At 67.3% G+C, this 26,519-nt stretch carries 23 protein-coding genes; 6 read left to right on the top strand and 17 right to left on the bottom strand.

Annotated elements, in window-relative coordinates:
* Window positions 1–80 precede the first annotated feature (80 nt).
* From hrpB to IEW19_RS04330, 9 genes are all read right to left on the bottom strand, one after another.
* Window positions 81–2,702: an ATP-dependent helicase HrpB gene (gene hrpB / locus IEW19_RS04370; RefSeq protein WP_188570469.1), complete on the bottom strand. Its 2,622-nt coding sequence runs from the start codon at window positions 2,700–2,702 to the stop codon at window positions 81–83.
* Window positions 2,703–2,741: 39 nt separating this feature from the next.
* Complete coding sequence (locus IEW19_RS04365) at window positions 2,742–3,290, bottom strand: hypothetical protein (RefSeq protein ID WP_229748335.1); 549 nt, start codon at window positions 3,288–3,290, stop codon at window positions 2,742–2,744.
* A gap of 25 nt (window positions 3,291–3,315) precedes the next feature.
* The gene (locus IEW19_RS04360; RefSeq protein ID WP_188570467.1) at window positions 3,316–3,618 is read right to left on the bottom strand and encodes a hypothetical protein; all 303 of its coding nucleotides are present in this window, start codon (window positions 3,616–3,618) and stop codon (window positions 3,316–3,318) included.
* A 148-nt stretch (window positions 3,619–3,766) separates the two neighbouring features.
* Window positions 3,767–4,282, bottom strand: a complete 516-nt coding sequence (locus IEW19_RS04355; protein WP_188570466.1) for a flavin reductase family protein — start codon at window positions 4,280–4,282, stop codon at window positions 3,767–3,769.
* 145 nt (window positions 4,283–4,427) lie between these two features.
* Window positions 4,428–5,366 carry a 5'-3' exonuclease gene (locus IEW19_RS04350; protein WP_188570465.1) on the bottom strand — a complete coding sequence of 313 codons (939 nt, stop codon included), beginning with the start codon at window positions 5,364–5,366 and terminating at the stop codon, window positions 4,428–4,430.
* Window positions 5,367–5,427: 61 nt separating this feature from the next.
* Complete coding sequence (gene ribA, locus IEW19_RS04345) at window positions 5,428–7,281, bottom strand: GTP cyclohydrolase II RibA (protein ID WP_188570464.1); 1,854 nt, start codon at window positions 7,279–7,281, stop codon at window positions 5,428–5,430.
* 120 nt (window positions 7,282–7,401) lie between these two features.
* The gene (locus IEW19_RS04340) at window positions 7,402–8,019 is read right to left on the bottom strand and encodes a dihydrofolate reductase family protein (RefSeq protein ID WP_229748334.1); all 618 of its coding nucleotides are present in this window, start codon (window positions 8,017–8,019) and stop codon (window positions 7,402–7,404) included.
* Window positions 8,020–8,139: 120 nt separating this feature from the next.
* Window positions 8,140–10,140 carry a vWA domain-containing protein gene (locus tag IEW19_RS04335; protein WP_188570462.1) on the bottom strand — a complete coding sequence of 667 codons (2,001 nt, stop codon included), beginning with the start codon at window positions 10,138–10,140 and terminating at the stop codon, window positions 8,140–8,142.
* A 14-nt stretch (window positions 10,141–10,154) separates the two neighbouring features.
* Window positions 10,155–11,543 carry a sigma 54-interacting transcriptional regulator gene (locus tag IEW19_RS04330; protein ID WP_188570461.1) on the bottom strand — a complete coding sequence of 463 codons (1,389 nt, stop codon included), beginning with the start codon at window positions 11,541–11,543 and terminating at the stop codon, window positions 10,155–10,157.
* Between the two features lie 145 nt (window positions 11,544–11,688).
* Here IEW19_RS04330 and IEW19_RS04325 point away from each other — a divergent pair, with 145 nt between their 5' ends.
* A complete protein-coding gene (locus tag IEW19_RS04325) occupies window positions 11,689–12,321 on the top strand; it encodes an MSMEG_4193 family putative phosphomutase (protein ID WP_188570460.1) in 633 nt (210 codons plus the stop codon).
* Window positions 12,322–12,346: 25 nt separating this feature from the next.
* A complete protein-coding gene (locus tag IEW19_RS04320) occupies window positions 12,347–13,081 on the top strand; it encodes an SCO1664 family protein (RefSeq protein WP_373283566.1) in 735 nt (244 codons plus the stop codon).
* 11 nt (window positions 13,082–13,092) lie between these two features.
* Here IEW19_RS04320 and IEW19_RS04315 read toward each other — a convergent pair whose 3' ends face one another.
* Window positions 13,093–13,821, bottom strand: a complete 729-nt coding sequence (locus tag IEW19_RS04315; RefSeq protein WP_188570459.1) for an SGNH/GDSL hydrolase family protein — start codon at window positions 13,819–13,821, stop codon at window positions 13,093–13,095.
* 201 nt (window positions 13,822–14,022) lie between these two features.
* Window positions 14,023–14,847, bottom strand: a complete 825-nt coding sequence (locus IEW19_RS04310; protein WP_188570458.1) for a DUF1206 domain-containing protein — start codon at window positions 14,845–14,847, stop codon at window positions 14,023–14,025.
* Between the two features lie 137 nt (window positions 14,848–14,984).
* On the opposite strand from IEW19_RS04310, the gene IEW19_RS04305 reads away from it, so the two are divergent.
* A complete protein-coding gene (locus IEW19_RS04305; RefSeq protein ID WP_188570457.1) occupies window positions 14,985–17,603 on the top strand; it encodes an excinuclease ABC subunit UvrA in 2,619 nt (872 codons plus the stop codon).
* Window positions 17,604–17,672: 69 nt separating this feature from the next.
* On the opposite strand, the gene IEW19_RS04300 is transcribed toward IEW19_RS04305, so the two are convergent.
* From IEW19_RS04300 to IEW19_RS04290, 3 genes are read right to left on the bottom strand one after another with little or no spacing between them, the layout of a single operon-like run.
* Window positions 17,673–18,431, bottom strand: a complete 759-nt coding sequence (locus IEW19_RS04300; RefSeq protein WP_188570456.1) for an enoyl-CoA hydratase/isomerase family protein — start codon at window positions 18,429–18,431, stop codon at window positions 17,673–17,675.
* Window positions 18,432–18,469: 38 nt separating this feature from the next.
* The gene (locus IEW19_RS04295) at window positions 18,470–19,126 is read right to left on the bottom strand and encodes a flavin reductase family protein (RefSeq protein WP_188570455.1); all 657 of its coding nucleotides are present in this window, start codon (window positions 19,124–19,126) and stop codon (window positions 18,470–18,472) included.
* A gap of 6 nt (window positions 19,127–19,132) precedes the next feature.
* Window positions 19,133–20,455: an MFS transporter gene (locus IEW19_RS04290; RefSeq protein WP_188570454.1), complete on the bottom strand. Its 1,323-nt coding sequence runs from the start codon at window positions 20,453–20,455 to the stop codon at window positions 19,133–19,135.
* 215 nt (window positions 20,456–20,670) lie between these two features.
* Here IEW19_RS04290 and IEW19_RS04285 point away from each other — a divergent pair, with 215 nt between their 5' ends.
* From IEW19_RS04285 to IEW19_RS04275, 3 genes are all read left to right on the top strand, one after another.
* Entirely contained in the window at window positions 20,671–21,459 is a 789-nt protein-coding gene (locus IEW19_RS04285) for an IclR family transcriptional regulator (protein WP_188570453.1), read from the top strand.
* A 248-nt stretch (window positions 21,460–21,707) separates the two neighbouring features.
* On the top strand, window positions 21,708–23,141 hold the full coding sequence (locus tag IEW19_RS04280) for a flotillin family protein (RefSeq protein WP_188570452.1): 1,434 nt from the start codon (window positions 21,708–21,710) through the stop codon (window positions 23,139–23,141).
* 9 nt (window positions 23,142–23,150) lie between these two features.
* Entirely contained in the window at window positions 23,151–23,393 is a 243-nt protein-coding gene (locus tag IEW19_RS04275; RefSeq protein ID WP_188570451.1) for an NfeD C-terminal domain-containing protein, read from the top strand.
* A gap of 24 nt (window positions 23,394–23,417) precedes the next feature.
* Here the strand turns inward: IEW19_RS04275 and IEW19_RS04270 are convergent, their stop codons facing one another.
* From IEW19_RS04270 to IEW19_RS04260, 3 genes are all read right to left on the bottom strand, one after another.
* Window positions 23,418–24,449, bottom strand: coding sequence for an aldo/keto reductase (locus IEW19_RS04270; protein ID WP_188570450.1), 1,032 nt, complete (start codon window positions 24,447–24,449; stop codon window positions 23,418–23,420).
* A gap of 15 nt (window positions 24,450–24,464) precedes the next feature.
* Complete coding sequence (locus IEW19_RS04265) at window positions 24,465–25,358, bottom strand: SMP-30/gluconolactonase/LRE family protein (RefSeq protein ID WP_188570449.1); 894 nt, start codon at window positions 25,356–25,358, stop codon at window positions 24,465–24,467.
* A 105-nt stretch (window positions 25,359–25,463) separates the two neighbouring features.
* A complete protein-coding gene (locus tag IEW19_RS04260; protein ID WP_188570448.1) occupies window positions 25,464–26,471 on the bottom strand; it encodes a LacI family DNA-binding transcriptional regulator in 1,008 nt (335 codons plus the stop codon).
* Between the last annotated feature and the right edge of the window lie 48 nt (window positions 26,472–26,519).

Here is a 26,519-nt window from a genome sequence, read left to right as displayed (position 1 = left end):
ACCGGGTCGACGGAACGTTTCGGCGGTGTATCGGAGATCTCACGCGCGGGCCCGCCGGGTACCAGGTCTTTGGAAGATGGCTACTTTCGCTGCTTGGCGCGTGCGGTGGCCGGGGCTGACCAGGGGTCCTCCGGCCAGGGGTGCTTGGGGTATCTGCCCCGCATTTCCACGCGCACCTGAGTGTAGGGGCCCGACCAGAAAGAGGTCAGGTCATCCGTTACCGCAAGGGGACGGCGGGCCGGGGAGAGTAGGTGGAACAGGACCGGGACACGGCCGCCAAGCAGCCGCGGGGACTCGGCCAGGCCGAAACACTCCTGCAGTTTCACCGCCACCACAGGCGCGGCGCCGTCATCCCCTGGTTCCGGGTAGTCGATCCGGACCCGGGAGCCGCTGGGGACTCCAAGGACTTCCGGGGCGAGCTCGTCCAGCCGCGCGGCTTCGGGCCAGGGCAGCAGGCGGCGCAAGGGGTCCGCCAGGTCTATCGAGCCGACCGGTTTCCCGGCGGCAAGGTCGGCCAGCTCGGGCCCCAGCCACTCTTCCAGCCGGGCCAGCAGCGCCGCGTCCGACACATCGGGCCAGGGCCCTCCCATCCCGCGGTGCAGGAACGAAAGCCTGCGCCGGAAGGAAGCCGCCGCCGTCGACCATGGCAGGACCGCCAGCCCTCCTGACTGCACCGCGGCCGCCACCGCCTTCCTCCCCTGTTCGGCGGTGGGACGCACCGGTGTTGCCGAGAGCACGATGGAACCCAGCCGCCTGGTCCGGCGCGCGCTCAACCGGCCTCCGCTGAATTCTGCCTCCACCGTATCGGTCAGCAGGTGCGACGCGGCCGATTCGGCCATGGCGGCGGTAAGAGGCGCCGCGGCACGGATCACGGCACCGGTGCCGGCCGCGTCCCTGCCTTCCGCGCGGGATACTTCGGCCACGGCCAGCCATTCGTGGCCTGACAGCGTGCTGCCTGCGGGCAGGCCTGCCCTGGTGCCTGAGGTCAGCAGGTACTGCCCCGCGCCCTCACCGCCGGGCACACGGCGGGCCACGCGGTCGGGAAAGGCCAGGGCGACGACGGCGCCAACGGCTAAGGGGTCCCCTGCAGGGATGGCGGGCATCACCGCGGCACCGGCCTTCTGCCGCCGGGCCAGGGCCGCAAGCCGTTTGGACTCCTCTGCCCAGCGCCTTCCTGCCGGGCCGGTGTCAGCACGGAGCTGTAGCAGCAGGCGGGGCAGGTCGCCGCCCGGCGCACGGTGGTCTTCGGAGAGCGCGGCCACCACCCCGGCGGCCCGCTGTTGCCCGGTGGCAGTGCCGCCGTCGAGCAGTGCCCGTGCAAGCCGGGGATCGGCGGGGACTGCCGCAAGGGCCCGGCCCGCTGTCGTCACCTGGCCGTCGTCGGACACGGCCCCCAGCTCCCGGAGCACCTCCATGGCGTCCGCCATGGCCTGGCGGGGCGGCACATCCGGAAGGGCGAGCCCCTTCCCGCCGGGCGCGCCCCAGCAGGCGAGGGTGAGGGCGGCTCCGGTCAGGTCCGCAACATTGATTTCCGGCGTCACGTGGGCAGGAGCCGCGCCGTACGCCTGCTGCGGATAACAGCGGACCACCGTCCCGGGGCCCTGCCGTGCGGCGCGGCCGGCGCGCTGGTCCGCGGACGCACGGGAGCAGGAGACCGTGACCAGCCCGCTCATGCCCCGGCCTGAGTCCCGCCGCGGTTCCCGGGCCAACCCGGAGTCGATCACCAGCCGGACGCCGGGCACTGTCAGGGAGGACTCGGCAAGATCCGTGGAGACGATGATCCGCGGCGGGTCCCCGGGTCCACGGCCCGACACCGCCCGGTCCTGCTCCGGGCCGCCCACCTGGCCGTGGAGTTCCAGCACATCCACCCGGCGGCCCAGCCTGCTGCGCAGCGCTGCTGCCACCTGGGAGACCTCCCTGGCACCGGGCAGGAACACGAGCGCATCCGCTGACGTATCGGCGGCAAGTGCACGGGCGTGGACGTCAGCGGCCGCCGCGGCGACGTGGTCCAGGAAGGCGCGCGTCACTCCCCGGGCGTCCAGCCGTGCGGCCGGTGCCGGGTGCCACTGCACTTCCAGCGGATGGTTGACGGAAGGACAGTCGACGACGGGCGCCGGGCCGCCGCCGTCGGAAGCCCCCAGCAGGGCCGCGAACCTGGGGGCGTCCAGCGTTGCGGACATGGCGACGACAGCGAGGTCGCCGCGCAGCGCGCGGACCTCCGCGAGCATGCCGACCAGCAGGTCGGTTTCCAGGCCGCGTTCGTGCACCTCGTCCAGGACGACGGCGGCGATCCCGTCGAGCCCGGGGTCGGCCAGGAGGCGGCGCAACAGGATGCCCGGGGTGACAAACTCGACCAGGGTGTCCAGGCCCGCCTGGCGTTCCCCGCGGACCGTGTAGCCCACGCGGCCCGCCAGCCGGCTGCCGTCAAGTGCGGAGAGGCGGCGGGCGGCGGCCCGGGCGGCGACACGCCGTGGCTGGGTGACGACGACGCGCCCGGACCGGCCGCAAAGATTTGCGAGGAGCGGCGGAACGAGCGTGGTCTTGCCGGTTCCCGGCGGCGCCTGCACAATGGCGGCCCCCGGTGAGCCGGCGCGTTCCAGCGCCTCCTGCAGCGCGGGCAGGGTGCCTTCGAAAGCGAGTCCGGCACCGATGGCACCAAGGTTGAAGGCGTTGGCGGCGGGGATGCCGTCAGGAGGGGTCATCTGTCCATTCTGCCTTGGCGGGGACGCTCTCCTCCGCTGTCAGGGCTTACCCTGGCCCTTACCTTTGCCTTTGGCGTCCTTGGCAGCGTCTGAATGTTGTGAACCGGGAGCCTCCGGCGCGGTGGCCGGCGCCGGGGCCACAGCGGGAACGGCCGGTTCCGCGGGAGCGGGCGCGTCCTGTGCCGTGTCTGCCAACGCAGGGGACACTGCGATTGTGTCCGGTTGGGTGCCGGACGATGCCGCCGACGCTGCCACCTGCGTGGCAATGTCCGCCCGGACGGCCGCGAGCGCGGTCTCGATGCCGCGGTACCGAGCGGCCGACACACGCCCGGCCGCTGCCGCCTCGCCAAGGTCCTTCTCCAGCGCCTGCAAGGCAGCCAGGGCCCCGTCCGTCCTGTTTTCGGCCGCGGCCTGGCTGATGCTCAACACCCGGATCTGGAAACCCCGCAGCGCGTTGTCGTCCGTGTTGCCCGAACGGACGCCTGCAGCACCGGCAACCAGTGCGGCAATGACAGCGCAGCACAGGAGGATCAGGGCACGGGCTCCTCGACGGCGGCCGGGTGCGGACTTCGCCTCCTCCTCCGTCAAGGTATGTCCGGGCGGCGGTTCCCCGTTAGGCGGCATGCCTGCCCCGCAACGGGACGGCGGGTGCAGCGCGGACAGGCAGTACAGTCACCGTGGCGGTATCCGACGTTGGCGGCAGCGCTGCGGACATCCGCGCCTGGGAGGCAGGGCGTGCCAGGAGAATGCGGACGCCGGCCCTCAGGATGGTGGCGATCAATAGGCCGATGCCCACTCCGAGGATCACGTGGCCGGCCAGGTAGTGTCGTGCGGCTGCGGGGCCGCCTTCTGCGGCCACAGCCGCGCCGCCAACAGCCAGCATCAGTGACAGGGCCGTACCTAAGATTGCGCCCATGGCTCCTGTTCCCATCCCATTTAATCAGCAAGCTTACTAGTGATGCTCAGCAAGCTTACTACCTGGTGGGCCTGAAGCAATAGCAGGAAAGGCCACGGACCCACCGGCCAGGCGTCCTCTCCCCTCCCGGGGATTTGGCGGGTGCCGGTCAGCCCGCCGCTTCGAGGAGGCGCTCGGCCGGGGTGAGCCCGGCGTACCGCCCCTTGAAGAACAGGAGGGGTTCGGCGTCGAGCCGGGCATTGAGGTGCCGCACCGCAGCCACCACAATGGTGTGGTCGCCGCCGTCGTATTCTGCGTGGAGTTCGCAGTCGATCCAGGCGAGCGCGTCATCCAGCACGGGATTGCCCAGCGGGGAGGACGCGTGGCCGACCCCGGCGAATTTGTCCGCACCCGAGCGGGCGAACTGTCCCGCCAGGTGCTGGAGTTCCGCGGGGAGGACGTTAACGGTGAACGAACCGGCTTTCCGCAGCGCCGGCCAGGTGGTGGACGTGCGCGCGGGGCTGAACGTCACCAGGGCCGGGTCGAGTGAGAGCGATGCAAAGGACTGGCAAGTGAAACCGGCGGGCCCGTCGGGGGTGGAAGCTGTGATCACGGTCAGGCCGCTGGCGAATGTTCCGAAAATATCCCGAAGCCGGCGTGGAGCAAGGTCTGAAGTGGCTGTCATGGAATGGCCTCTCGTCTGGATCGTTACCTCACCAAACCATCGGCAAATTGCCTTATTCAAGCCGTGCGAAACGCACGGACGCGCAGCGCCATGAAAGGTCATGCCCGTACATCCGGCGTCATCAGTTCCCCGCCAGGCGGGCCGGCTACTCCCGGCGGTCCAGCGCTGCCAGCAGCCGGCGGACCGAGCCGCCCAGGTTCCAGTCGGCGGCCAGCTGCTCCAGTTCCCCGCGCCGGTCGCCCGTCACAGGCTGGAGCCGGGCGCCCGCCTCGTCCAGGGTGGGCAGCTCAAGGTTGCGCACCAGGCGGACGACGGCGGGGGCTGCTTCGAGATACGCGGCGGCGGCGGACAATTTGGCCCGGACTGGTCCGGACACACCGGCCCCGGGCAGGTCCGCAGCTGCCAGCAGACCTTCGAGGGTTCCGTACTTCAGCAGCAGGGACGACGCCGTCTTCTCGCCGATCCCTGCCACACCGGGCAGCCCGTCGGAGGCGTCCCCGCGCAGGGTGGCGTAGTCGGCGTACTGCTGCGGAAGGACTTTGTATTTGGCCACCACGGTTTCCTCCGTGATGACTTCGAGGTTCTTCATGCCCCGGGCGGTGTAGATCACCCTGACCCTGCGTTGATCGTCACACACCTGGAAAAGATCGCGGTCGCCCGTGACCACGTCCACCGGAAAGCCGGCCTGGCTGGCGTAGGTGCCCACAACGTCGTCGGCCTCGTGTTCAGCCGCTCCCACGATGGCGATTCCTGCCAGCCCAAGGACCCGGCGGATCATGGGCAGTTGCGCTTCGAGGCCTTCCGGCACCACCTCGATGTCGGTGCCGCCCGGCACTGCCTGGGCCACCCGGTGGGCTTTATAGGTAGGGATCAGGTCCACCCGCCACTGCGGCCGCCAGTCATCATCCCAGCAGGCCACCAGGTGTGTGGCCTGATAGTCGGCGCTGAGCCTGGCGATCATGTCCAGCAGCCCGCGGACGGCATTGACCGGCGTTCCATCCGGGCGGCGGATGGTGTCCGGCAGCCCGTAGAAGGCGCGAAAGTACAGGGAGGCAGTGTCAAGCAGCATGAGGCGCTGGGGCATACCTTGATCCTGACACGGATTTGGCCAGCGGGGCAGCAGCCAGGACGCGCCGCCGTGGCGCCTAGAAGGACCGCGTTGTGATTCCCAGGCCCAGCAAGCCCCTGCCGGCCTGCTCCAGGATGGGGTCGATGCCCAGGGTGGGATGGTTTGCCAGGACACTGACGTCGCGCTGGATGCGCTGCAGCGGGTGGGACAGCCGATGGACACTGCCGCCCGAACCCGCCACTGCCAGGCGGACGGCTTCCTGCGCGGCCTCCGCACTGAGGGCTAGCGCGAGCCGGAACGAGGCACGCTGCCCTTCCGAAAGACCGGCCGCATCCCCGCCTGCCGCCGGCAGGGAGAGCGCTGCCTGCCAGTGCAGTTGGGCGGTGGCCACGGCTCCCGACGCCCTGGCGTAGCGGGCCTGGGCCAGCACCGAATCCGCCGGCCGGACTGCGACGCCATTCCTTTCTTTCGGTGCCAGCAACTGGTTCCGGAACAGTTCCAGGGCGTACTCCGCGGAGCCCAGCGCCACGGCAGGGGCCACGAGGTTCAGCAGGGTGGCCATGGGCGTGTGGATCGACGGGTCCCGGTGCACGAGGCTGCCGGGGTTGTCGGGGCCACTGAGCAGCGCCCAATCCGCCACGCGGTGGTCCGGAACAAAAAGCCCGTCCGCCCGGAGGTCGTTGCTGCCGGTCCCCCTCAGCCCGTCGGTGTGCCAGGCGTCCAGCAGCTCCAGGTCCGCAACCGGAACGAGCGCCTGCAGCCGGACCCCGCCGAGCTGCACGGCCAGCAGGGCCCAGCGTGAGTGCATGATGCCCGAGGCAAAACTCCAGTGGCCCGAAATGGCGTAGCCGCCCGGAACTTTCCTTGCCGCACCAACGGGAGCACTGGTCGCGGCAGCGAGCGGTACCTGCCCGCCGGCGAATACCTCGTCCTGCACAGTGCGGGGCCAGCGGGCCAGCATCCACGCGTGCTCGGCCAGGTGTCCGGCAGTCCAGGCCGTGGAGGCGCAGCCCGTGGCAAGCACCCTGACGGACTCCCCGTACGCCCGCGCGCCCATTCCGTAGCCGCCAACCGCCACGGGTGCCAGCATGCCGAAGACGCCGGCTTCCTGCAGTGCCTGCACCGTCAGCCCAGGCAGGCGGCGCAGCCCTTCCGTTTCTTCAGCCCTGGCCCGCAGTCCAGGAATCATGGCTTCCACGCGGGCAAGCATTTCGGCGTGGTCAGGAACGCGTCCGGCGGCACCCTTTGCTGGAGGCACGACGCCGGCCGGGCTGAGTTCCAGCGTATGGCCGGTACGGTCCCGCTTGGCGGCGAGGTACCGGGAGTTGGCCTCCGAAACATGGACCCCGGTAGGGATCTTTTCCGTGACGGCGATGCCGCGCGCGGCCAGCTGGGCAGCCTTGTCCGGGTTGTTGCTGAGCAGCCGTACGGTGGGGGCGCCGAGGGCGTGGAGCATCTGCGCTGCCGCGGTGTAGTCACGTTCGTCTTCGCCGTGGCCCAAGGCCAGGTTGGCGTCGTACGTATCCAGGCCCTCGTCCTGCAAGGCATAGGCATCGAGTTTTGGGTAGAGGCCGATGCCGCGGCCTTCCTGGCGGAGGTAGAGGAGGAAGCCCCCGGTGGACGCAATGCGCTCCACCGCTTCCCGGAGCTGCGGCCCGCAGTCGCAGCGCTCGCTGCCGAAGACGTCACCTGTCATGCACTCGCTGTGCAGCCGGACCAGCGGTATCTTTGCGCCATCCAGCAGCCCGTCCTCCCACTCGCCCAGGGCCAGCAGCAGATGTTCCCTGCCGTCAGCCAGCCCATGGAATGTCATGACATCGGCGGAAGTGCGGTAGCCGTCCGGGAACCGCAGGGGCACGGTGACCTGGGAGCGGATCGTCGCCGCAGGCAGGTGGGCCAGGGGCGGTGCGGAATGGACAACAGCGGTCATTGCGGGCCTCGGTGTTCTGCAGGGAGATAGTTGAAGATTAAAGCAATCGTAGCCCCAATTAGTTAAAGCTTCAAGCATTTGCAATGGTTGCCGTCGCCCACGCCTGGACCGTTGAAGTGATTACCGCCCTCCGCTGAGAGGCGGGTGGTCGATCACGCGGGGGACGTATTCGAGCAGCTGCAGGCGGCCATCGAAGGTCCTGCTGTCCACCATCTCCAGGGCCACATCAGGGTAGCCGTCGTAAATCCGTTCGCTTCCGGTGCGGCCGGTGATCAGGGGGAAGACAACCAGCCGGAACCTGTCCACGAGGCCCGCTGCCACCAGGGAACGGCAGAGGCTGAGGCTGCCCAGGGTACTCAACGGCCCGGGATGGGTCTGCTTCATCTGCCTGACGGCTTCGACCGCATCGCCGGCCACCAGTTCGGAGTTCGGCCACCGGAGGGGTGCCGTTAGGCTTGAGGAAAACACCACTTTGGGAACGGCGGCGAGGGCCGTCAGGGAAGCACTTTCGTCCTCCGAGAATCCTTCGCCCCCGCCGGCGCCTTGCTCTGACATCCCGGACATGAGGCGGTAGGTGTTGGCGCCCAGCAGGATCGTGTAGCGCTTCTCCGCTTCCTGCTGCAGCCAGGCCAGGTATTCCGGCCCCTCCAGGCCCCACCAGCCCGGCCATCCCTCGCCCGAGGCGTATCCGTCAAGGGTGACGATCATGTCCACCATCAGCCGGCTCATGCCGGCCATGCTATTCCCGGCGCGGGAGCCCGGCAAGGTGGTGCCCGGCGGGAACCCCCGACGCCGCCCGGGCTGCCGAAGGGGAACCGGCTGCGAAGGTGGAGGCTGCCGCCTGGACCCAACGACGAATCAGAACCATTCGCCGTCGGCGTAGGCGCTCCGGACGTGGGCACGCAGGTACTCCCCCACCACTGCAGCGCCAAGGTCGCCCACCTCGGGCGCCACCACACGGCCGTCCACCCGCTGCGCCATCCGCTGGATGAACCGCTCCAGGCCGGGGTCGTTGCCCAGGCGGAAAAACGTGGCCTGGACGCCTGTGCGGCCCAGGCGGTCCAGTTCGGCAACAGTGGCGCGGATGGTCTCCGCGTCCGGCGGCCAGTTGAACCACGAGTCCCCGTCCGGCAGCAGGTGCGCGGTGGGCTCACCGTCCGTGACCACCAGCAGGACCGGCTGCATGGACGGGTGCTGGCGGAAGAAGCGGCCTGCCAGCAGCAATCCGTGATGGAGGTTGGTTCCCTGTTCGCGGAGGGCAGGCAGGGCCGTCAGTTCCCCGATGTCCATGGACTGCGCGTAACGGCCGAACGTGATCAGCTGCAGCCTGTCCCCGCGGAAGCGGGTGGACACCAGGTGGTGCAGGGCGAGGGCGGTCCGCTTCATGGGGACCCACCGCCCCTCGGCCGCCATGGAAAAGGACACGTCCACCAGCAGGGCAACCGCCGCCTGGGTTCGGGCTTCCGTCTCCGCCACTTCGATGTCACCGACGGCGAGGCGCAGTCCGCGGGCCGGATCACCGCCGTCGGCCATGGTGCGCCGGATGGCGTTGGTCATGGTGCGGGTGACGTCCCAGGGTTCGGCGTCACCGAACTCCCACTGCCGGCTTGAGCCCGTCTGTTCCCCGGCGGCCCCGGCCATCCTGGTGTCCCGGCTTCCCTGCCGGCCGGACAGCTGCCTGGCGGCATCGCGGAGCAGTGACTTCCCAAGCCGCCGCATGGCCTGCGGCGACAGCCTGAGGTCCCCGTCCGCGCCGCGCCGCAGGTAGCCGCCATCCTGCATGGCGCGTTCGATCTCCGCGAGGGTGCGTGCGCTCACGGCCGCATTTTCACCAAGCTGCCGGGCCAGGGCGTCCAAGTCCAGGTCATCAAGCCGGGAGCCGCTGTAGGACTGGGAAAGCTGTTCAGAGAGTTCGTCGAGTTCGGCGATGTCCTGCAGCACGCCGGTGCCGTCCCCCAGCCCCAGTCCTTCCTGCCCTTCGAAGCGTTCCGATCCCGTCCAGTCCTCCCCGGGCCGCAGCGCCTGAAGGGCGGCGTCGAGTTCGCTGAGCTGGGCCAACAGTTCAGGTGAGCCAAAGGCCTGGGCGGACAGCTGCATCAACTCGTCCCGCTGCTCCGGGGACATTGACTGCAGGAGCCGCTGGGCCGCGGCGGCGCGCTGGGCCAGGGTATCCACCAGCTCTTCGACCGATTGCGGGTTCTCGGGAAAGAACTGCCCGTGCCTTGCCATGAACTCCTGGAAGTCGGCATCCGTGTCTTCGCCGCGCCGGTGCTTGCCCAACAACTCATTGAGGTCCCGGAGCATGGCATTCACGGCCTCGCGGTCCTCATCGGTGGCGCTCTCCAGCGCCTGCTTCATTCCGGCGAACCGCTGCTCCAGCACTTCCCGGCCCAGCAGGTCCTTGATCCTGTCATACGCTTCCCTGGCGCTCCCCGACTGCCAGTCATAGGACGCAAGCTCGTTGACCGCCGCGGCCGTGGAGGGCGGAAGGTTCTGCAGCTGCATTTCCCGGAAGGCACGGTCGGTGTTGTCCATCATGGCGTCGCGCGCCAGTTGCTTGCGTTCTTCCAGCACAGCGGTGTCCAGGAGTTTCTTCACTTCGTCCAGGGTGCCGTCCAGCCGGTGGTGGCTGAGCAGGTCGCGTCGCCGCTGCTGGACGCGCCGGGCAAGGTCGTCCAGCCCGTCACGGTTCCGGCCGCCGCGCCGCAGGAATTCCTGCAGGGCATGGCGCGGCGAGTAGCCTGCCATCACGTCCTCGGCGACCGCGTCCAGCGCCTCGGCCAGGTCCACCGGCGGCGCGAGCGGGTCCGGGCCGCCGGTATACCGGCCGTACTTGGCGGACCGCTTGTGGATGGGCATGATGCCTCCTGTGCCTAGCCGTAAATGGTTTCCTCGTCGTCGGACCCCTTGGAGATCCGCCGGCCGAGGTACAGGCCTTCCAGTGCCAGTTCGACGGCGGCGGCCCGCTGTCCGTCATTCGCCGCACCCAGGCGCCGCCCGATGTCGTCGTAGAGGCCTGAGCCGTTCAGGGACGGGAGGTTGCCGAGGAACTCGCGGGCCGTGACCTGTTCGCCGGTGGTGACGGTCCGGTGCCCGTCCAGGGCTGCCACGAGCGGGCCCATGTCCAGGCCCTGGAAGTGCGCCCTGACGGCTTCGGCGGTGGCGGTGCGCAACAGGTGGTCAAGGACGCCCTGTTCGCGCCCTTCCTCGCCCGATTCGAACTCGATTTTGCCGGTCAGTACTTCAACTGCCGGTTCGAGGTCGATGATCCGCGCCACGGCCTGATCCTCCCCCCGCAGGCTGGCCCGGCGAAGTGCCGCCGCGGCCACCGTCTCAGCCCCGGCAATGGCGAAGCGGGCGGAGACGCCGGAGGTCTGGTTAATGGCCGGGGACTGCCGGAGTGCCCGGGTGTAGCGGGCAAGGATCTCCAGGATGAAGGGTGGGACGTCGGCCACCAGCCGGCCTTCCTGCCGGATGACCGAGACCTCGTCCTCCAGGTCGATCGGGTAGTGGGTCCGGATCTCCGCGCCGAAGCGGTCCTTCAGCGGGGTGATGATCCGGCCGCGGTTGGTGTAGTCCTCCGGGTTTGCCGATGCAACAACCAGTACGTCGAGCGGCAACCGCAGCACGTAGCCGCGGATCTGGATATCCCGCTCTTCCATGACGTTGAGCATGGCCACCTGGATGCGTTCGGCAAGGTCGGGAAGCTCATTGATCGCGATGATGCCGCGGTTTGAGCGCGGGATAAGCCCGTAGTGGATGGTTTCAGGATCCCCCAGGCGGCGGCCCTCGGCCACCCGCATCGGGTCCACGTCCCCGATGAGGTCCGCGACCGACGTGTCCGGCGTTGCGAGCTTCTCGACGTAGCGCTCCGAACGGTGCCGCCATGCCACGCGCAGCCGGTCCCCTTCAGTGAGGACCCTGGCACGGGACTGTTCGGTAATCGGTTCAAACGGGTGCTCGTTCAGCTCCGAATCCTCGATCACGGGAGACCACTCGTCAAGCAACCCGGCAAGGGTACGGAGCACGCGTGTCTTGCCCTGCCCCCGCTCGCCCAGCAGGACAATGTCATGGCCGGCAATCAGGGCCCTCTCCAGCTGCGGAATCACGGTCCGGCTGAAGCCGTACAGGCCCGGCCAGGGGTCACGCCCCTCAGCCAGGGCGGCGAGGAGATTGTCGCGGATTTCGTGGCGCAGGTCCTTGTGGACGTACCCTGCCGCACGCAGTTCACCAACGGTATAGATATCGGGGCGATCAGTCACCCCTCTACGGTAGTCCCCGCCCTCCAGCTAATCGAGAGATTCCTCCACTTTCCTTGATGCAGCGTGGCGGCCAAGGGATTCGCCAGCGGTCCCCGTCGGGGCTTGCGGGCCGCGGGGCACGCAGCGGGCGCTAGGCTGGTTGCTGATGACTGAAGAGAGCACGCTGATCCTCCTGGTCCGGCACGGCGAGACGCCAACGACGGGCACGGTCCTGCCGGGCCGGGCTCCGGGGTTGCATCTTTCCGAGCGGGGCCGCGCCCAGGCCGACGCGGTTGCCGAACGCCTTTGGGACCTGCCCGTCGAGGCCATCTATTCCTCGCCCCTGGAGCGTGCGCGCGAGACTGCGGAGCCCACTGCCATCCGCACAGGAACGGCGGTGGCTGTGGAAGCCGGGCTCCTGGAATGCGACTTCGGTGACTGGACCGGCGCCGCGCTCGCCGGCCTCACGGGCCTGCCTGAGTGGCAAACCGTCCAGCACAACCCATCGGTTTTCCGCTTTCCCAACGGCGAAGGATTTTCAGCGATGCAGGCCCGGATGGTCGGCACGCTGGATACCCTCCGCGCCGCCCACCCAGGCGGCGTCGTGGTCTGCTTCTCCCATGCCGACCCCATCAAGGCGGCCGTGGCCCACGCCCTGGGCACCCATCTGGACCTTTTCCAGCGGATCATGATCAGCCCGGCGTCGGTCTCGGCGATCTCGTATGCGGATGGGAAGGCGCCGGCTGTGCTCATGGTGAATTCGACGTCGGAACCCCTCGCCAGGCTGAGGCCTACGTGATGCTCCACGGATTGGGATGGAACGGATGGCCGCGGGACGCGGCCACACAGGGCGTACGGTGTCCGGGCGGGAGCTGACCCTCCTCAACGAGGGCCGGGTTGAGCTGCTAGGCCGCATCATGAGCGGCAGCAACGCCACGTTCCTCGCGGAGCTTTCCTGCGCCGGGGATTCCGCCTGGGCCATTTACAAGCCGGAGGCGGGCGAACGGCCACTCGCAGATTTCGACGCCGGCCTATACCGCCGGGAGTGCGCCGCGTACCTTCTCAGCGAAGCACTGGACTGGGGAATAGTGCCGCCCACGGTGGTCCGCACGGACGCGCCGCTGGGAGTGGGATCCTTGCAGTGGTTCATCGAGGGCGACCTCCAGGAACATTACTTCACCTTGTACGAAGACTCCCCGGAGACCCACGCCGCGCTGGCCCGGATGGCCCTGTTCGACTACGTGGCAAACAATACGGACCGGAAAAGCGGGCACGTGCTGCGCGGAACTGATGGCCGTATCTGGGGCATTGACCATGGCCTGTGTTTCTCGGCCGCGTTCAAGCTGCGCACCGTGATCTGGGACTTCGCCGGCGACCCCATTCCGGAAAAGCTGCTCGGGGACATCAGTCCGCTGGCCGTCGCTGTCCCGGCCGAGGTGGCGGCGCTGCTCCAGCCCGCCGAAGTGGCCGCGCTCCAGCGCCGGGTGCAACGCATCCTGCGGGAAAAGGTACTCCCCGTGGACCGCACCGGCATGCGGTACCCCTGGCCGCTGATCTGAGGCGGCGGAGGTTACTGGGCCGCCGGACACCCCTGCGCCGCGGCCGCCGCCGGGGCCGCCTGCTCAAGATAAGCACCGATGTGCTCCAGCAGGTAGTGCTGGCCCAGGACTGTGGGATGATCGCCGTCGGGGCCGATGAGGTCGTCAAAGTCACCGCTGATCCAGCCCTCGGCGATGGGATCCACGAACTCACCGCCCGCCTGCAGGGCAGCTGCTTTGAGCTGGTCGCTGATGTCCACGAGCCCCGGGTCTGGCTCCGCGGTGTACGACGGCGGCCCCACCACGATGATCCTCGCTTCGGGGGCAAGGGCTTCAGCCCGGTCAATGGCGGCGAGCGCGGCGCCGCCAACGTCGGCGGAGGCATAGCCAAGGTCATTTTCCGAGCCAAAGAAGACCACGATCCCGGTGTCCGGGGTGACGAAGTCATCCACTTGGGTTCCGAATGTCCCGTTGTAGTCCCCAAGGCTGAGGTAACCGCTCCCGTCCTCTGCAGCGTTGACCACTTCCAGGCCCGCTACCTGCGGGTCCGTCCGCATCAACGCCGGCCATGCCTCCTGCGGCGAGGTGCCGTGGCCGGTGCTTAGCGAATCACCCACAACCACAACGCGGACCGGAGGTGCCCCCGCGGCCTGGGGCTGGGTGTGGGCTGCGCTTCCCGACGTTACAGCCAGGAGGACGGCCGCCACACCGGCCGTCACCAGCCGGGCGGGGTGCCCGTGAAGCAGCACATTGTGTTGCATGGGTGCGCCGCCTCCTGCCTGGCTTCGCCGGGAGCAGCGTGGCCGCTGCCCCCGTTTGTCTGTCTTGGTCCGTGTCCCATCGTAGGCAATTGTGGGATTACTGTAGGGCTAACGTGACCAGATCAACAGGATGCACAGCGACTGCACAGAAACTTTAGGGCATTAGGTACCCCCTGGCAGCGGCCCGTCCCCGGGCAGCGCCTAGAACTTTCCGTAGCGTGCCCGCGCCATGGAATACACCCCGTAGCAGATGAGCCCCGCGGCGATCGCGGCGAGAAGGAAGACGCCATAGGGCTGCGAGCCGAGGGTCTTCAGCCCACCGTCCAGGCCCGAGGATCTGGAGGGGTCCGCGGTTGCGGCTGCCACGATGATCAACACACCGACGACGGCAAGCACCACGCCCTTGGCCGCGTAGCCGATGGTTCCGATCCACTCGACGGCCGTCCGGGCATCCCCCGGGTCCTGCAGGTCCTTCATGAACTTCTGCGTGATGCCCCAGTAGGCGTAATAGATGCCGGCAGCGATGATCGCCAGTCCCCCCGCGATGACGAAGACCACCCCCGCGGGCGCTGCCATCAACTTTGCGGTGAAATCACTGGCCGACTGGCTGGAGTTCTTGCTGCCGCCGGAGGCGAAGACGGCAAATGTGAAAGCCAGGAAACCGAAGATCACTGCTTTTCCGGCTGCAGTGGCCGCCTCCTTTAGTTTCTTTTTGGGGTCGCTCTGTGAGCGGGCCCCGAAAAAGGCCTCGCTGACCATCCACAGTGAAAGCCCGGCGCAGGCAACAGCACCGGCCCAGAGCAGGATCCCGCCGCCGGGCTTGGAAGCCAAGGCTCCGATGGCCCCGGACTGGTCAGCCTCTCCTCCGTGGCCCTGGCTCAACTGCAGGGCGATGGCGCCGATCAGGATATGGACCAGGCCGATGAAGACGAATCCGGCACGGGCCAGAATGCGTACCGCCGGACTGCGGCTTGCCGACGCCGCCTCCGATACTGCCCTGTTAGCTCCCTGCGACGCGTTGCCCATGGCCGGCCCTTCCAAAATATGTAGTTTGGTCTTCTGTTCCCCGGCCAGCTTCCCAGCCTGCCAGCGTCACGGAATGCTTCAGTGTAAATCCGTCTGCGCCGTCCCGACAGGTCCCGTGGAGTTCCGGCCGGGAGGGGATGACTACTACAGTCGAAGTGGTGCATGCCAAACAGAACGTTGAAGAACTGACCGGGCTGAACCTTCCTGCCCCAACGCTGGACCACACCGAAGACGGCTTCGTCCGGGTGCGCGGCGCCCGCGAAAACAACCTGCGGAATGTCAACCTGGACGTGCCCCGGGATGCGATTGTGGCGTTCACCGGGGTCTCCGGATCGGGCAAGTCGTCCCTGGCTTTCGGCACTATCTACGCGGAGGCCCAGCGCCGGTTTTTCGAGTCAGTGGCGCCCTATGCACGCCGCCTCATCCAGCAGGGCCACAACCCCAAGGTGGAGCAGATCAGCGGGCTGCCGCCCGCCGTCGCGCTCCAACAGCGCCGGGGCACGGCAACGTCCCGGTCCACGGTGGGGACCGTCACCACGCTGTCCAATTCACTGCGCATGCTGTTCTCCCGGGCCGGCAGCTACCCGGCCGGCGCAGCGCCCCTGGACTCGGATGCCTTCTCCCCCAACACTGCAGCAGGTGCCTGCCCGGAATGCCATGGCCTGGGAACGGCCCACACTGTCAGCGAAGCGTCGCTGGTTCCGGACGCCACCCTGAGCATCCGTGACGGCGCGATCGCCGCGTGGCCCGGGGCGTGGCAGGGAAAGAACCTGCGCGACATCCTGACCCACCTGGGCTATAACGTGGACGTTCCCTGGCAGGAGTTGCCCCGGAAGGAGCGGGACTGGATCCTGTTCACCGAAGAGCAGCCCGTCGTGGAAGTGACGCCGCAGCGGGACCGCGTGGCCAAGCCGTACAAGGGCCGGTTCTGGAGCGCCAGGAGCTATGTGATGCACACGCTGCTCGATTCCAAAAGCCCCGCCATGCGGGACAAGGTGCTGCGTTTCATGGAGACCGGACCATGCCCGCGGTGCGGCGGAACCGGGCTCCGGCCCGAAGCCCTCGCGGTGACCTTCGCCGGGCACACCATTTCCGGACTCAATGCGGTGCCCATGGCCGAGCTCGCGGAGATTATCCGCCCCACCACCACCCTGGCCACGGCGGGAACCGCGTCCCGACAGCAGTCATCCGAGTCCAACGAAGTGGCCGTAGCCATCACCCGCGACCTGCTGCAGCGCATCAACGTGCTGCTGGAACTCGGGCTGGGCTACCTGGCGCTGGGGCGGGCCACGCCCACGCTCTCGCCCGGGGAGATGCAGCGGCTCCGGATCGCCACCCAGCTCCGGTCAGGGCTGTTTGGCGTGATCTACGTGCTGGACGAACCCTCGGCCGGCCTGCACCCCGCGGACGCCGAACCCCTCCTCGCCGTCCTGGACCAGCTCAAGTCATCAGGAAATTCCGTGTTCGTGGTGGAGCACAACATGGACATGGTCCGGCGGGCGGACTGGCTTGTGGATGTGGGCCCACGGGCCGGCGAAGACGGCGGGGAGGTGCTCTACAGCGGGCCCGTGCAGGGCCTCGAGGCAGTGGCTGGATCCGTGACGCGGCCGTTCCTGTTCCCCGGCGGCCCACCAGCGACAAAGGTCGACGCCGATGCTGCCACCACCAAGGGTGTGCCGCGGGAAGCGGCCAGGTGGCTGGAACTGCGGGACGTCAGCCGCCACAATCTGCGGCACCTGGACGCGTCCTTTCCACTCGGCGTCCTGACAGCGGTCACAGGTGTCTCGGGTTCCGGGAAGTCCACGCTGGTCAGCCGGGTCCTCGCCGACGTTGCCGGCGCCGCACTGCGTCCCGGGGCGGGCACCGGGCCGGCACCCGAAGAGCCGGAAGAAGACGTCGAGGACGGCAGCGGACCGCTGAGCGTGGGGCACATAGCCGGGCTGGAGCTGATCGACCGCCTGGTGAAAGTGGACCAGAAACCGATCGGCCGGACCCCGCGGTCCAACCTGGCCACCTACACGGGACTGTTCGATGCCGTCCGCAAGGAGTTCGCCGCCACCCAGGCTGCCAGGGCCCGCGGTTTCGGCGCCGGGCGCTTTTCCTTCAACGTGGCCGGTGGACGGTGTGAGACCTGCCAGGGAGAGGGCTTCGTGGCCGTGGAACTGCTCTTCCTGCCCGGAAGCTACGGCCCGTGCCCTGAGTGCCACGGCTCGCGCTATAACCCCGAAACCATGAAGGTCACGTACCAGGGCAGGAACATCGCGGAGGTGCTGGGCATGACGGTCAACGCCGCCGCCGGCTTCCTGGCCGGGCTTCCCGCTGCCGCCCGCTCCCTGCAGACACTCCAGGAAGTGGGGCTGGGCTACCTCCGGCTGGGCCAGCCTGCCACCGAGCTTTCGGGCGGCGAAGCCCAGCGCATCAAGCTGGCCACCGAACTGCAACGGGCCCGCCGCGGGCACACCCTGTACCTGCTGGATGAGCCCACCACGGGACTGCACCCGGCCGACGTCCAGCTCCTGATGGCGCAGCTCAACCGCCTCGTGGACGCCGGCAACACGGTGATCGTGGTGGAACACGCCATGGACGTGGTTGCCGGTGCCGACTGGGTGATGGACCTGGGGCCCGCCGGCGGTGACGCCGGCGGCACCATTGTCGCCGCTGGTGACCCTGCCGCCGTCGCGCGTTCCCGCAACAGCCGCACCGCCCCCTACCTCGCGGCAGCGCTCCACGCACGTTCCGGAAGCAAGGACCGGTAGAGGCGGGCCCTCCTGCCCATATCCGCGTGGCGTGGGAGGGGGGAATGCGTTCCCAGCATGCGGCGCCGGCTATGGCCTGCTTCGGTGACGATGGAGAAAGCGTTGGACCCGGCTTTGGAATTCAACAGGATCCGCGGCCGGACCCCGCGGCGCCCGGCGGCCGGCCTCAGTGAGCAGGCGCAGGCCGTCATCCACCGCTGCCTTTGATGCCCTCAGGGACGACGCCGAGACTCCTTTCCAGGTGTCCAGGATCGCGTCGAGCGCCGCATCTGCGTCGTCGTCGGCGGCGAGGGTGGTTACCAGCCCCATCTCCCACGCCTGGCCGGCAGACAGCATGCGTCCCCCGAAGAGGAGGTCCTTGCTGCGGGAGGGGCCTATCCGCAGTGCCATGCGGGTGGCGAAGGTGGCGGGAACCAGCAGTCCGAGGCGTGCCACAGGCATCCCGATGCGGGATGAGGGCGTGAGTAGCTGGAGGTCGCAGGCGAGGGCCAGCTGGCAGCCCGCGCCGGCGGCGACCCCCTCGACGACGGCCACGGTGGGAACGGGCACGTCCTCGAGCGCCTGCAGTGCGGCTTCGATGACCTCGAACGTGCGGCTGATCTCCGCCGTGTCGGTCACATCCTCCCATTCGCGGAGGTCAGAGCCGGAGCAGAACACGTTTCCCCTGCCCCGCACAACTACGGCACGCAGGGAAGGCAGGGCTGCCAGCCTGTTGACGGCACGCCCCAGTTCCTGCCAGTCGGCATGCCCGAGGGCGTTGAGCCGTTCCCCGGTGCCAAAGGAAAGGGTGGCAACGGACCCTGCTTCTTCAACACCTACCGTGCCCATGCCCCGCCGGCTTTCCCGCTTGCTGCCTGCTGCGGATGTCAATTGTCCGCACGGGCGTCCCGCACCGTTTCGGTGGTATTGCGCGGTTTGAAGGCGCCCGGCCATTGCGATGCCCGGATCCGCGGTAAGTCGTGGATGGGGCCAAGGCTGCCCCACTCATCCCCGCCGAGCCTTGACAGCGGATCGAGCCGGGTTACATCAGGGTGGCTGCCCCTCAGCACCTCGGAAGAGACGGATCCGTGCACCACCAGGCCGAACACCAGGACGCAGTCGCCTACGCGCATGGTCTGATGAAGCGAGCACTCCAGAACCGCGGGAGACTCCTTGACGCGGGGCGGACGGACCAAGGCACTGGGCTCACGGGTCAGGCCGGCGGCATCGAATTCGCTGACATCGGCGCTGAAATTGGTGCCGGTGGCGTTGACCTCCTGGATCAATGCTGCCGGAGCGAGGTTCACCACGAACTCCCCTGTGGCCTCGATGTTCCGCAGCGAATCCTTTTCACCAACGGAGGTGAACTGGATGATCGGAGGGTCCACCGACGCAACCGTAAAAAACGAGTGGGGCGCAAGATTGTCCACCCCCGCCGGGGACGTACTCGAAACCCAGGCGATGGGGCGCGGAACCACCACTGACGTGAGGAATTTGTAGAAGTCCCGCGGACCCAGCCGTTCAGGGTCGAAGTCCGTTCGCATCCGGTCCTACAGGTTTCGTGGCGTCGCGGCGGCAGCGGCGTCCTTGGCCAGCGCTCCCTTGGCCCTGGGAAGGAGGATCAAGGCAGCCATGGCGATGACACAGCAGAGGATGATGTAGAGCGAGATCGACGTCGAATTGCCGTAGTTCGCGAGCAATGCCGCCGCAATCAGCGGCGCGGGACCGCCCGCAATCACGCTCGCCAGTTGATAGCCCAGCCCGGCGCCGGTGTAACGGATGTCGGTGTCGAAGCTCTCGGCGATCAGTGCCGCCTGCGGGCCGTACTGGATGTCGTGCAGGATCAGGCTGACCACGACGGCAACGCCCACCCACAGGGCATCGCGCGTGTTCAGCAGCCCAAAGTAGGGAAACGCGAACAGCGCGGTGAGCACTATGCCGGTTCCGTAGACGCGGCGCCGGCCAAAACGGTCTGAAAGGCGTCCGAACAGGGGAACGCTGATCAGCCCCAGCGCCGCCGCAATCAGCGTGTCGTCGAGGATGGAGTTGCTGTCCAGCTTCAGCTGCTTGGTGGCATACGTAATCACGAACGTGATGAACAGGTAGAACGGGGCCTGCTCCGAAGTCCGGACCAAGGCGGAAAGGAGGATCTCTTTGGGCTGCCGCTTGATCACCTCGATGATCGGGGCGGCCACCACCTTGTTGGACTTCCGGACGGCGTCAAACTCCGGGCTTTCGATGACCCGCATCCGAACGAAGAGGCCCACCCCGATCAGGACGATGCTCAGGATGAAGGGGATCCGCCAGCCGTAGGCAGCAAACCCGTCAGTACCGGTTGCGGCGGTGGTGATCCTGACGACGCCGGTGGACAGGACCAGTCCCAGCGGCACCCCGATCTGTGGCCAGGAAGCGGACAGGCCGCGGCGGTTCTGGTCGCCCCATTCCATGCTCAGCAGGACCGAACCGCCCCACTCGCCGCCCACGCCGATGCCCTGGATGATGCGGAGAACCACCAGCAGCACCGGTGCGGCCACCCCAATGCTTTGGTACGTGGGGAGGCACCCGATCAGCACCGTTCCAAAAGCCATGAGGAAAAGCGTCGCCATGAGCGTCGTCTTACGGCCGATCCGGTCACCGAAGTGGCCAAAGATGGCTGCACCGATTGGGCGGGCCACAAACCCGACAAACTGGGTTCCGAATGCCGCCAGGACACCGGCGAAGGCTACCTGGCCCGGGAAGAACAGCTGGGGAAACACCAGGGCAGCGGCTGTTCCGTAAAGGAAGAAGTCATACCACTCGATGGTCGTACCCACGACACTTGCCACGGTGGCCCGTCTTACGGCCTGCTCCCGGGTGACTCCTTGAATACTCATCATCTCTCCATTGGTCAGATGCAGCAGAACGCCCGCTTGACTTCAGCAAGCGGAATTCCGCGGCTGTGAAGTCAGGCGGCTGAACCCGCAATGCGGTTCTCCAACCCATGTTGCGGGTCCCAGTTGCCTATGTCAACGGTTATCTTCCACGCTCAGGCACCATAGAATATCCAGTCACACCCCTAGGACCACTGAAAAGACAAGGGACATAGACGTTGGCGGCAGAGCGAAGCAGCGGATCCGCGCAGCCCCTTCTGGTGCTGCGCAAAGTCAGCGAGATTCTGAACTGCTTCTCCGTTGAGTTCCCCGAGCCAACTCTCCAGCAGATCGTCCGGGAGACCGGCCTCCCGTCGAGTACGTGCCAGCGACTGGTGCAGAACATGGTGCGGGAAGGGTTCCTTGACCGCGACGGAGACCGCTACCGGATCGGGCTGCGCCTCGTCCAGTGGGCCACCCCTGGCACATTCGGGCTCGATGTGGTCCGCCTGGTCCATCCATACGTTCAGGAACTGCGCGACAGCACCGGAGAGACAGCCTGCCTGTACATGCGGGACGGGGCTTACCGCACGGTGGTTGCGGTGGCCGAAACCCGCCATGTGGTGATGCGGCCCTTCCTCGTTGGGCAGGTCATGCCAATTCATGCCGGGGCCCCGGGAAAAATTTTCCTTGCCTTCGACCCCGAAGCCCGCCAGGCAATCGAGGCCGCGGAACTGACCCGCTACACCTCCGCGACGCCCGATACCTGGGAGAAACTCGACACCCAAGTCAGCAACGCGAGGGCCGCCGGCTTTTATGCAGCCTTCGGCGAGCGGAATTCAGACGTCGGCTCGATCAGCGCTCCGGTCTTCAATCACGCCGGGCGCCTCGCCGCAGTCCTGGGCGTGGGTTTTCCCACCCAGCGCGTTGGCCCGGACGACGTGGGGCGACTGGGCCCGGCGGTGGCGGATGCGGCGAGGGCGGCCAGCGCCGCCCTCGGCTATATGGGGAAAAATCTTCCTTCCTGACAACGTCCGGCTGTTCTGACCCGAACCTGACGACGGCCGCCAAGTGCCGCCGTCGGATGCCTTTTTCCGTTGCCGCAGGCAAATATCGGCCCGGCTCTGGACTCTGGGGCAGGGCACAACCAGACTGTCTACAACAGCTGGCCACGCGAACCGGAATTGACGCCACTTTCATTGATCTGGCAAATGGACCGCTGCAATTATTGGGGCTTTACCGTGATGCCCGCCAGTGGCATTGAAAGGACCTGGTTATGCCGGACTTCGCACCATTCTTCCCGCTTATCGCCATTATTTTGGGGGTGCTTTTTGCCATTGGCTTTATCTGGGTGGCAACAAAGCTGATGTGGAAGGTGGCTGAACCAAACGAGGCCCTGATCATCTCGGGACTGACTCGGGGAACCCTTGAAACCCGGGAAGGAATGGATTTCAAGATTGTCACCGGCAAGGGCGCCCTGGTCCTTCCCGGCCTTCAGACAGTGCGACCCCTTTCGCTGACATTGAATGAAACCGAGCTCAAGGTTTCCTGCGTTACTTCACAGGGCATCCAGGTAATTGTGGAGGGCGTGGTCATTTACAAGATTGGCGACGCGCCGCCCTTTATCGCGAACGCGGCCCGCCGCTTCCTGGGCCAGCAGCCAAAAATGGAAAGCCAGGTATATAACGTCTTCGAGGGCCACCTGCGCTCCATCATCGGCAGCATGACTGTGGAGGAGATCATCCGCGAGCGGGACAAACTCGCTTCGCAGGTCCGCAGCGCCAGCGGCGTGGAGATGGAGAAGCTGGGCCTGGTGGTGGATTCGCTGCAGATCAAAGACCTGCAGGACCCCACCGGGTACATCCAGAACATCGCGAAGCCGCATATTGCCCAAGTGAAGATGGAGGCCCGGATCGCCGAGGCCACCCGTAACCGGGAAGCTGCGGAAAAGGAGGCGGAAGCGGCGGCCATGATCGCGGACGCGCAGAGCGTTTCGGCGATCCGGCAGTCGGTGGCGCAGGCCAACGCCGAACGTGCCAAGGCCAACGCGGCCCAGGCCGGGCCGCTGGCCGACGCCACGGCGCGGCAGCAGGTGGTGGTCCAGGAAACCGAAGTTGCCAAGCTCGAAGCGGACCGGGAAGAGCAGAAACTGCAGACGAGTATCCGGAAACCTGCCGACGCGAAGGCTTACGCAAAACGCACGGACGCGGAGGGCCAGAAGGCTGCGGACATCAGCGCCGCCGAGGCACTGGCCCGCCGCACCGAACTTGAGGCCCAGGCCAACGGCCGCCGGACGGAACTCCAGGCCCAGGCAAATGCCACGGCCGCGGCGGCGGCGGCCGGAGCCACCAAGGTCACGGGCGAGGCCGAAGCCGCCGCGACCAGGGCAAAAGGTGATGCTGCGGCGTCCGCGATCAAAGCCAAGGCACTGGCAGAGGCGGACGGCATCAAGGCCAGGGCAGAAGCGCTGGGCACCAACCAGGACGCGGTCATATCCCAGCAGCTTGCCGAGAACATGCCCGCCATCATCGCCGCGGCGGCCGAGCCGTTCTCCCACGTGGGCCAGATGACCGTCCTGAACGGCGGCGAGGGCGTCAACAAGATGCTCGGCGGAATCCTGGCACAGGCAGGCGACTACCTGCCGGCCCTCGCGTCCGCGCTTCGGAAGGGCGAAGACGCCAAGCGTCCGACCACGGCTCCGGGAGCGTAGGAACAGCGGATGCACAGGGACGTTGACCGGAGCCTGACCGGAAAGATTGGCCGGGTGACAGGGCGCATCGGCCCGGGCACCATCGGCGAAGTCATGCTGCCCTACCTGGGCGGCACCATGGCCTTCCACGCCCATCCGTTCGACAAGAGCAGTGAATTTCCGGTAGGCGCTGAAGTGCTGGTGATCTACTTCGAGCCGCCACAAACGGTGTATGTGGATAAACTCCCGGAGGTGTTGAAGCATCCAGAGTAGGCCGCGGCCCCGCCCCCGGTGGAGCTACCGCCCGCCCTCCATTTTGCGGCTGCGCTGCTGCTGGGCCATTGGACCGTAGGGATAAACCCCCGTGTCGGGCTGGCTCGCTTTGGTGAGCCTCTCGACTTCGTCGGCGCTGAGCTGCAGTTCCGCGGCGGCGAGGTTGTCAGCGAGCTGCTCCGTGGTCCTGGCCCCCAGGATCACCGACGTCACCGCGGGCCTGTCGGCCAGCCAGGCCAGGGCTACCTGGGAGGGGCTCACGCCATGGGCGGCGGCAATCTCTTCCACGGCGTCGATAACCGTCCACGTCCGGGGGTTGTCATTGCGCGCTTTCCAGGCCTCCATGCCGCGTTCGGGGTTCTCCCCCAGCCGCGTTGCACCGGAAGGGCGCTGGTCCCGCTTGTACTTGCCGGACAACCAGCCGCCGCCCAAAGGCGACCACGGCAGCAGGCCGATTCCGGCGTCCAGCGCCGCCGGAACGATCTCGAATTCGATCTCCCGGACCAGGAGGCTGTATTGGGGCTGCAGGCTGACGGGCGGGTTCCATCCCTGGCTGCTTGCAACCTGGACAGCCTTGGTGAGTTGCCAGCCCAGGAAATTCGAAAAGCCGTAGTAGGCGATTTTGCCCCGGCTCACGGCGTCGTCCAGGAAGCGGAGGGTTTCCTCCAAGGGGGTGATGGGGTCCCACGCATGCATCTGGTAGAGGTCGATCTGCTCCACGCCCAAGCGGCGGAGGGAATCATCAAGGGCGCGGGTCAAGCGTCGCCGGGACGTCCCGACGTCGTTCGGTGCCGTCCCCATGGGGAAGCGCGCCTTGGTGGCGATCACAGCCCTATCCCTTAGGTCGGGCCGCTTGGCCAGCCAGCTGCCGATGATTTCTTCCGAGACTCCCGAGCTGTAGACGTCGGCGGTGTCGATGAAGTTGCCGCCCGCTTCGAAGTAGCTGTCCAGGATGCCATGGGAAGCTTCCTCCGTCGCTTCCGCGCCGAATGTCATGGTCCCCAGCGCGTAGCTGGTGACCACGGTGCCGCTGTGGCCCAGGGTTCTGTACTGCATAGTGTGTCCTCGCGATCAGTTGTGTTTGGGCGTTAGGTTTCGGGCGGCAGCGTCTGTGGTGGTGGTGCCGATCCGGTACAGGCTGGTGGTTGCGGTGAGGTAGAGGTCCCGGCCGTCGGGCCCGCCAAAGCACAGGTTCGAAACGGTCTCGGGCACTGCGATGGTGTGCAGGAGTTCGAAGGACGATGAGTAGATCCGGATGGAGGGACCGGCAGAAGTCCAGATCCTGCCCTCGACGTCGACCCTCAAGCCGTCAGCCGGGTAGCCGTCCTCCAGCTCCAGGGTGCCGGTCCGGGGACCACAGGAGCCCTGGTGCACACTGTAGGTGGCGATCCGCAACGGGACGCCGTACCCGGAGCCGGCGGTGTCCGCAACGTAGAGGACAGACTCGTCAGGCGAGAAGGCCAGCCCGTTGGGGTGCACCAGGTCTGTGATGACGGCAGTGAGTCTTCCGGTGGCCGGCTCGAAGCGGAAGACGTTGCAGCCGCCGTACTCCTGCTCGCCCTCGTGCCCTTCCCTTGTCCCCGGAAGAATGCCGTACGGCGGGTCCGTGAACCAGATGCTGGAGTCGCGGGCCACGACAACGTCGTTGGGCGAGTTCAGCCGGTGGCCCTCGAAGGAGTCGACCAGGCCCGTTACGGTCCCCGCGGTATCCCGCTCCACCTGGCGCCGGCCGTGGCTGCACTGCACCACGCTGCCGTCGGCGTCGAGGGTGCGGCCGTTGGTGTATTCGACACCGGCTGCGTACTCCCGGGTGCTCCCGGTGGCCGGGTTGAACTCAAGGATGCGGTCATTCGGGATGTCGCTCCACCGCACTGTCTGCGACGACGGGACCCACAGGGGACCCTCGGCCCATATCGAGCCCGTGTGGAGGCACTCCAGGAGGCCGTTCGTCAGCCCATCACCCATTGGAGCTCCTTCGCAGTCCTGGTTCCTGCCGTTCCGCTGCCGACCGTTCCGTCGGGCTGCAGCCGGTGGCACGCACAGGCAACACCCTATCCGGAGACAGGCGCTTCATTTGAGACCGGCGGGTGGAGCGGTTGTCGCCCGGCTGATTAATCTTGTCGGCATCTTGAGCTGGGTCATTTCGGGAGCCTCGCCATTCATGAGCGCAACCACGAGTGCAGCTGCGGAAGCCCCCATGCGGCTCATGGGCTGGTGCACCGTTGTCAGCGGCAAAACATGGCGCGCTGCTTCTGGTATGTCATCAAAGCCCACCACCGAAAGCTCGGCCGGCACCGATATTCCCAGCTCCCGCGCCACCGCGATGACAACTATTGCGGACAGGTCATTGGCGGCGAAGACGGCGGTCGGGCGGTCGGCCCTGGCGAGGAGACGGTGCGCTGCTTTCCGGGCCCATTCCGGGTCGTAATTGCCGACTTCCACGAGGGCCTGGTCGAAGGGAAGCCCGGCCTCGGATAGAGCCCGGCGGTATCCAGCTTCCCTCGCAATGGCGGAGCGAAGGTCAGGGCGGCCCGCGACGAAGCCGATCCGCCGGTGGCCCAGGCCGATCAGGAACCTGGTCGCATCGCGGGCGCCGCCAAGGTTGTCCGATTCCACAGTGGGGAGGTCGGCGCGACCAGTGTGCGGGTCAACGGCCACAATCGGCACATCCGCGGTGACATTTACCACCGTGGGCGTCACCATGATCGCGCCGTCGATGAGGGTGCCACTCAGGCGGCTGAGCGAACGCCGTTCCCAACCCTCTGAAGAGAGCTGGCTTGACCCACTGTAAGCCAGGAGGTCATACCGGGAACCACTGAGGGCGGAGCCCACGCCCTTCAGGATCTCCGCGCTGAAGGGTTCGAAGCCTGCCACAAGCACCCCAATGACGCCGGTCTTCCGCGAACGCATGCTGCTTGCAACCAGGCTTGACTCGTAGCCGAGGTCCCGGGCGATTTGAAGTATTCGTTCAACGGTTTCCACCGCAATGCCATAACGCCCATTAACCGCTTTGGACACGGTAGAAACTGAAACGCCCGCAGCTTCGGCTACGTCGACGATGGTTGCACGTTTTCTCACGAGCCCTGATTCTACGCATGGAAAATGTTTTCGAAAACGTTTGACGCC

It is taken from the genome of Arthrobacter liuii (assembly GCF_014639275.1).
Taxonomy (GTDB): Bacteria; Actinomycetota; Actinomycetes; order Actinomycetales; family Micrococcaceae; genus Arthrobacter; species Arthrobacter liuii.
This window is presented reverse-complemented; position numbering and strand designations above follow the sequence as displayed.

What these genes read in the sequence shown, in the direction of transcription:
- hrpB (WP_188570469.1), bottom strand. Translation starts at nt 2,702, where the DNA reads ATGACCCCTCCTGACGGCATCCCCGCCGCCAACGCCTTCAACCTTGGT.
- IEW19_RS04360 (WP_188570467.1), bottom strand. Translation starts at nt 3,618, where the DNA reads ATGGGCGCAATCTTAGGTACGGCCCTGTCACTGATGCTGGCTGTTGGC.
- IEW19_RS04355 (WP_188570466.1), bottom strand. Translation starts at nt 4,282, where the DNA reads ATGACAGCCACTTCAGACCTTGCTCCACGCCGGCTTCGGGATATTTTC.
- IEW19_RS04350 (WP_188570465.1), bottom strand. Translation starts at nt 5,366, where the DNA reads ATGCCCCAGCGCCTCATGCTGCTTGACACTGCCTCCCTGTACTTTCGC.
- ribA (WP_188570464.1), bottom strand. Translation starts at nt 7,281, where the DNA reads ATGACCGCTGTTGTCCATTCCGCACCGCCCCTGGCCCACCTGCCTGCG.
- IEW19_RS04340 (WP_229748334.1), bottom strand. Translation starts at nt 8,019, where the DNA reads ATGGCCGGCATGAGCCGGCTGATGGTGGACATGATCGTCACCCTTGAC.
- IEW19_RS04335 (WP_188570462.1), bottom strand. Translation starts at nt 10,140, where the DNA reads ATGCCCATCCACAAGCGGTCCGCCAAGTACGGCCGGTATACCGGCGGC.
- IEW19_RS04325 (WP_188570460.1), top strand. Translation starts at nt 11,689, where the DNA reads ATGACTGAAGAGAGCACGCTGATCCTCCTGGTCCGGCACGGCGAGACG.
- IEW19_RS04320 (WP_373283566.1), top strand. Translation starts at nt 12,347, where the DNA reads ATGGCCGCGGGACGCGGCCACACAGGGCGTACGGTGTCCGGGCGGGAG.
- IEW19_RS04315 (WP_188570459.1), bottom strand. Translation starts at nt 13,821, where the DNA reads ATGCAACACAATGTGCTGCTTCACGGGCACCCCGCCCGGCTGGTGACG.
- IEW19_RS04310 (WP_188570458.1), bottom strand. Translation starts at nt 14,847, where the DNA reads ATGGGCAACGCGTCGCAGGGAGCTAACAGGGCAGTATCGGAGGCGGCG.
- IEW19_RS04305 (WP_188570457.1), top strand. Translation starts at nt 14,985, where the DNA reads ATGACTACTACAGTCGAAGTGGTGCATGCCAAACAGAACGTTGAAGAA.
- IEW19_RS04300 (WP_188570456.1), bottom strand. Translation starts at nt 18,431, where the DNA reads ATGGGCACGGTAGGTGTTGAAGAAGCAGGGTCCGTTGCCACCCTTTCC.
- IEW19_RS04295 (WP_188570455.1), bottom strand. Translation starts at nt 19,126, where the DNA reads ATGCGAACGGACTTCGACCCTGAACGGCTGGGTCCGCGGGACTTCTAC.
- IEW19_RS04290 (WP_188570454.1), bottom strand. Translation starts at nt 20,455, where the DNA reads ATGAGTATTCAAGGAGTCACCCGGGAGCAGGCCGTAAGACGGGCCACC.
- IEW19_RS04280 (WP_188570452.1), top strand. Translation starts at nt 21,708, where the DNA reads ATGCCGGACTTCGCACCATTCTTCCCGCTTATCGCCATTATTTTGGGG.
- IEW19_RS04275 (WP_188570451.1), top strand. Translation starts at nt 23,151, where the DNA reads ATGCACAGGGACGTTGACCGGAGCCTGACCGGAAAGATTGGCCGGGTG.
- IEW19_RS04270 (WP_188570450.1), bottom strand. Translation starts at nt 24,449, where the DNA reads ATGCAGTACAGAACCCTGGGCCACAGCGGCACCGTGGTCACCAGCTAC.
- IEW19_RS04265 (WP_188570449.1), bottom strand. Translation starts at nt 25,358, where the DNA reads ATGGGTGATGGGCTGACGAACGGCCTCCTGGAGTGCCTCCACACGGGC.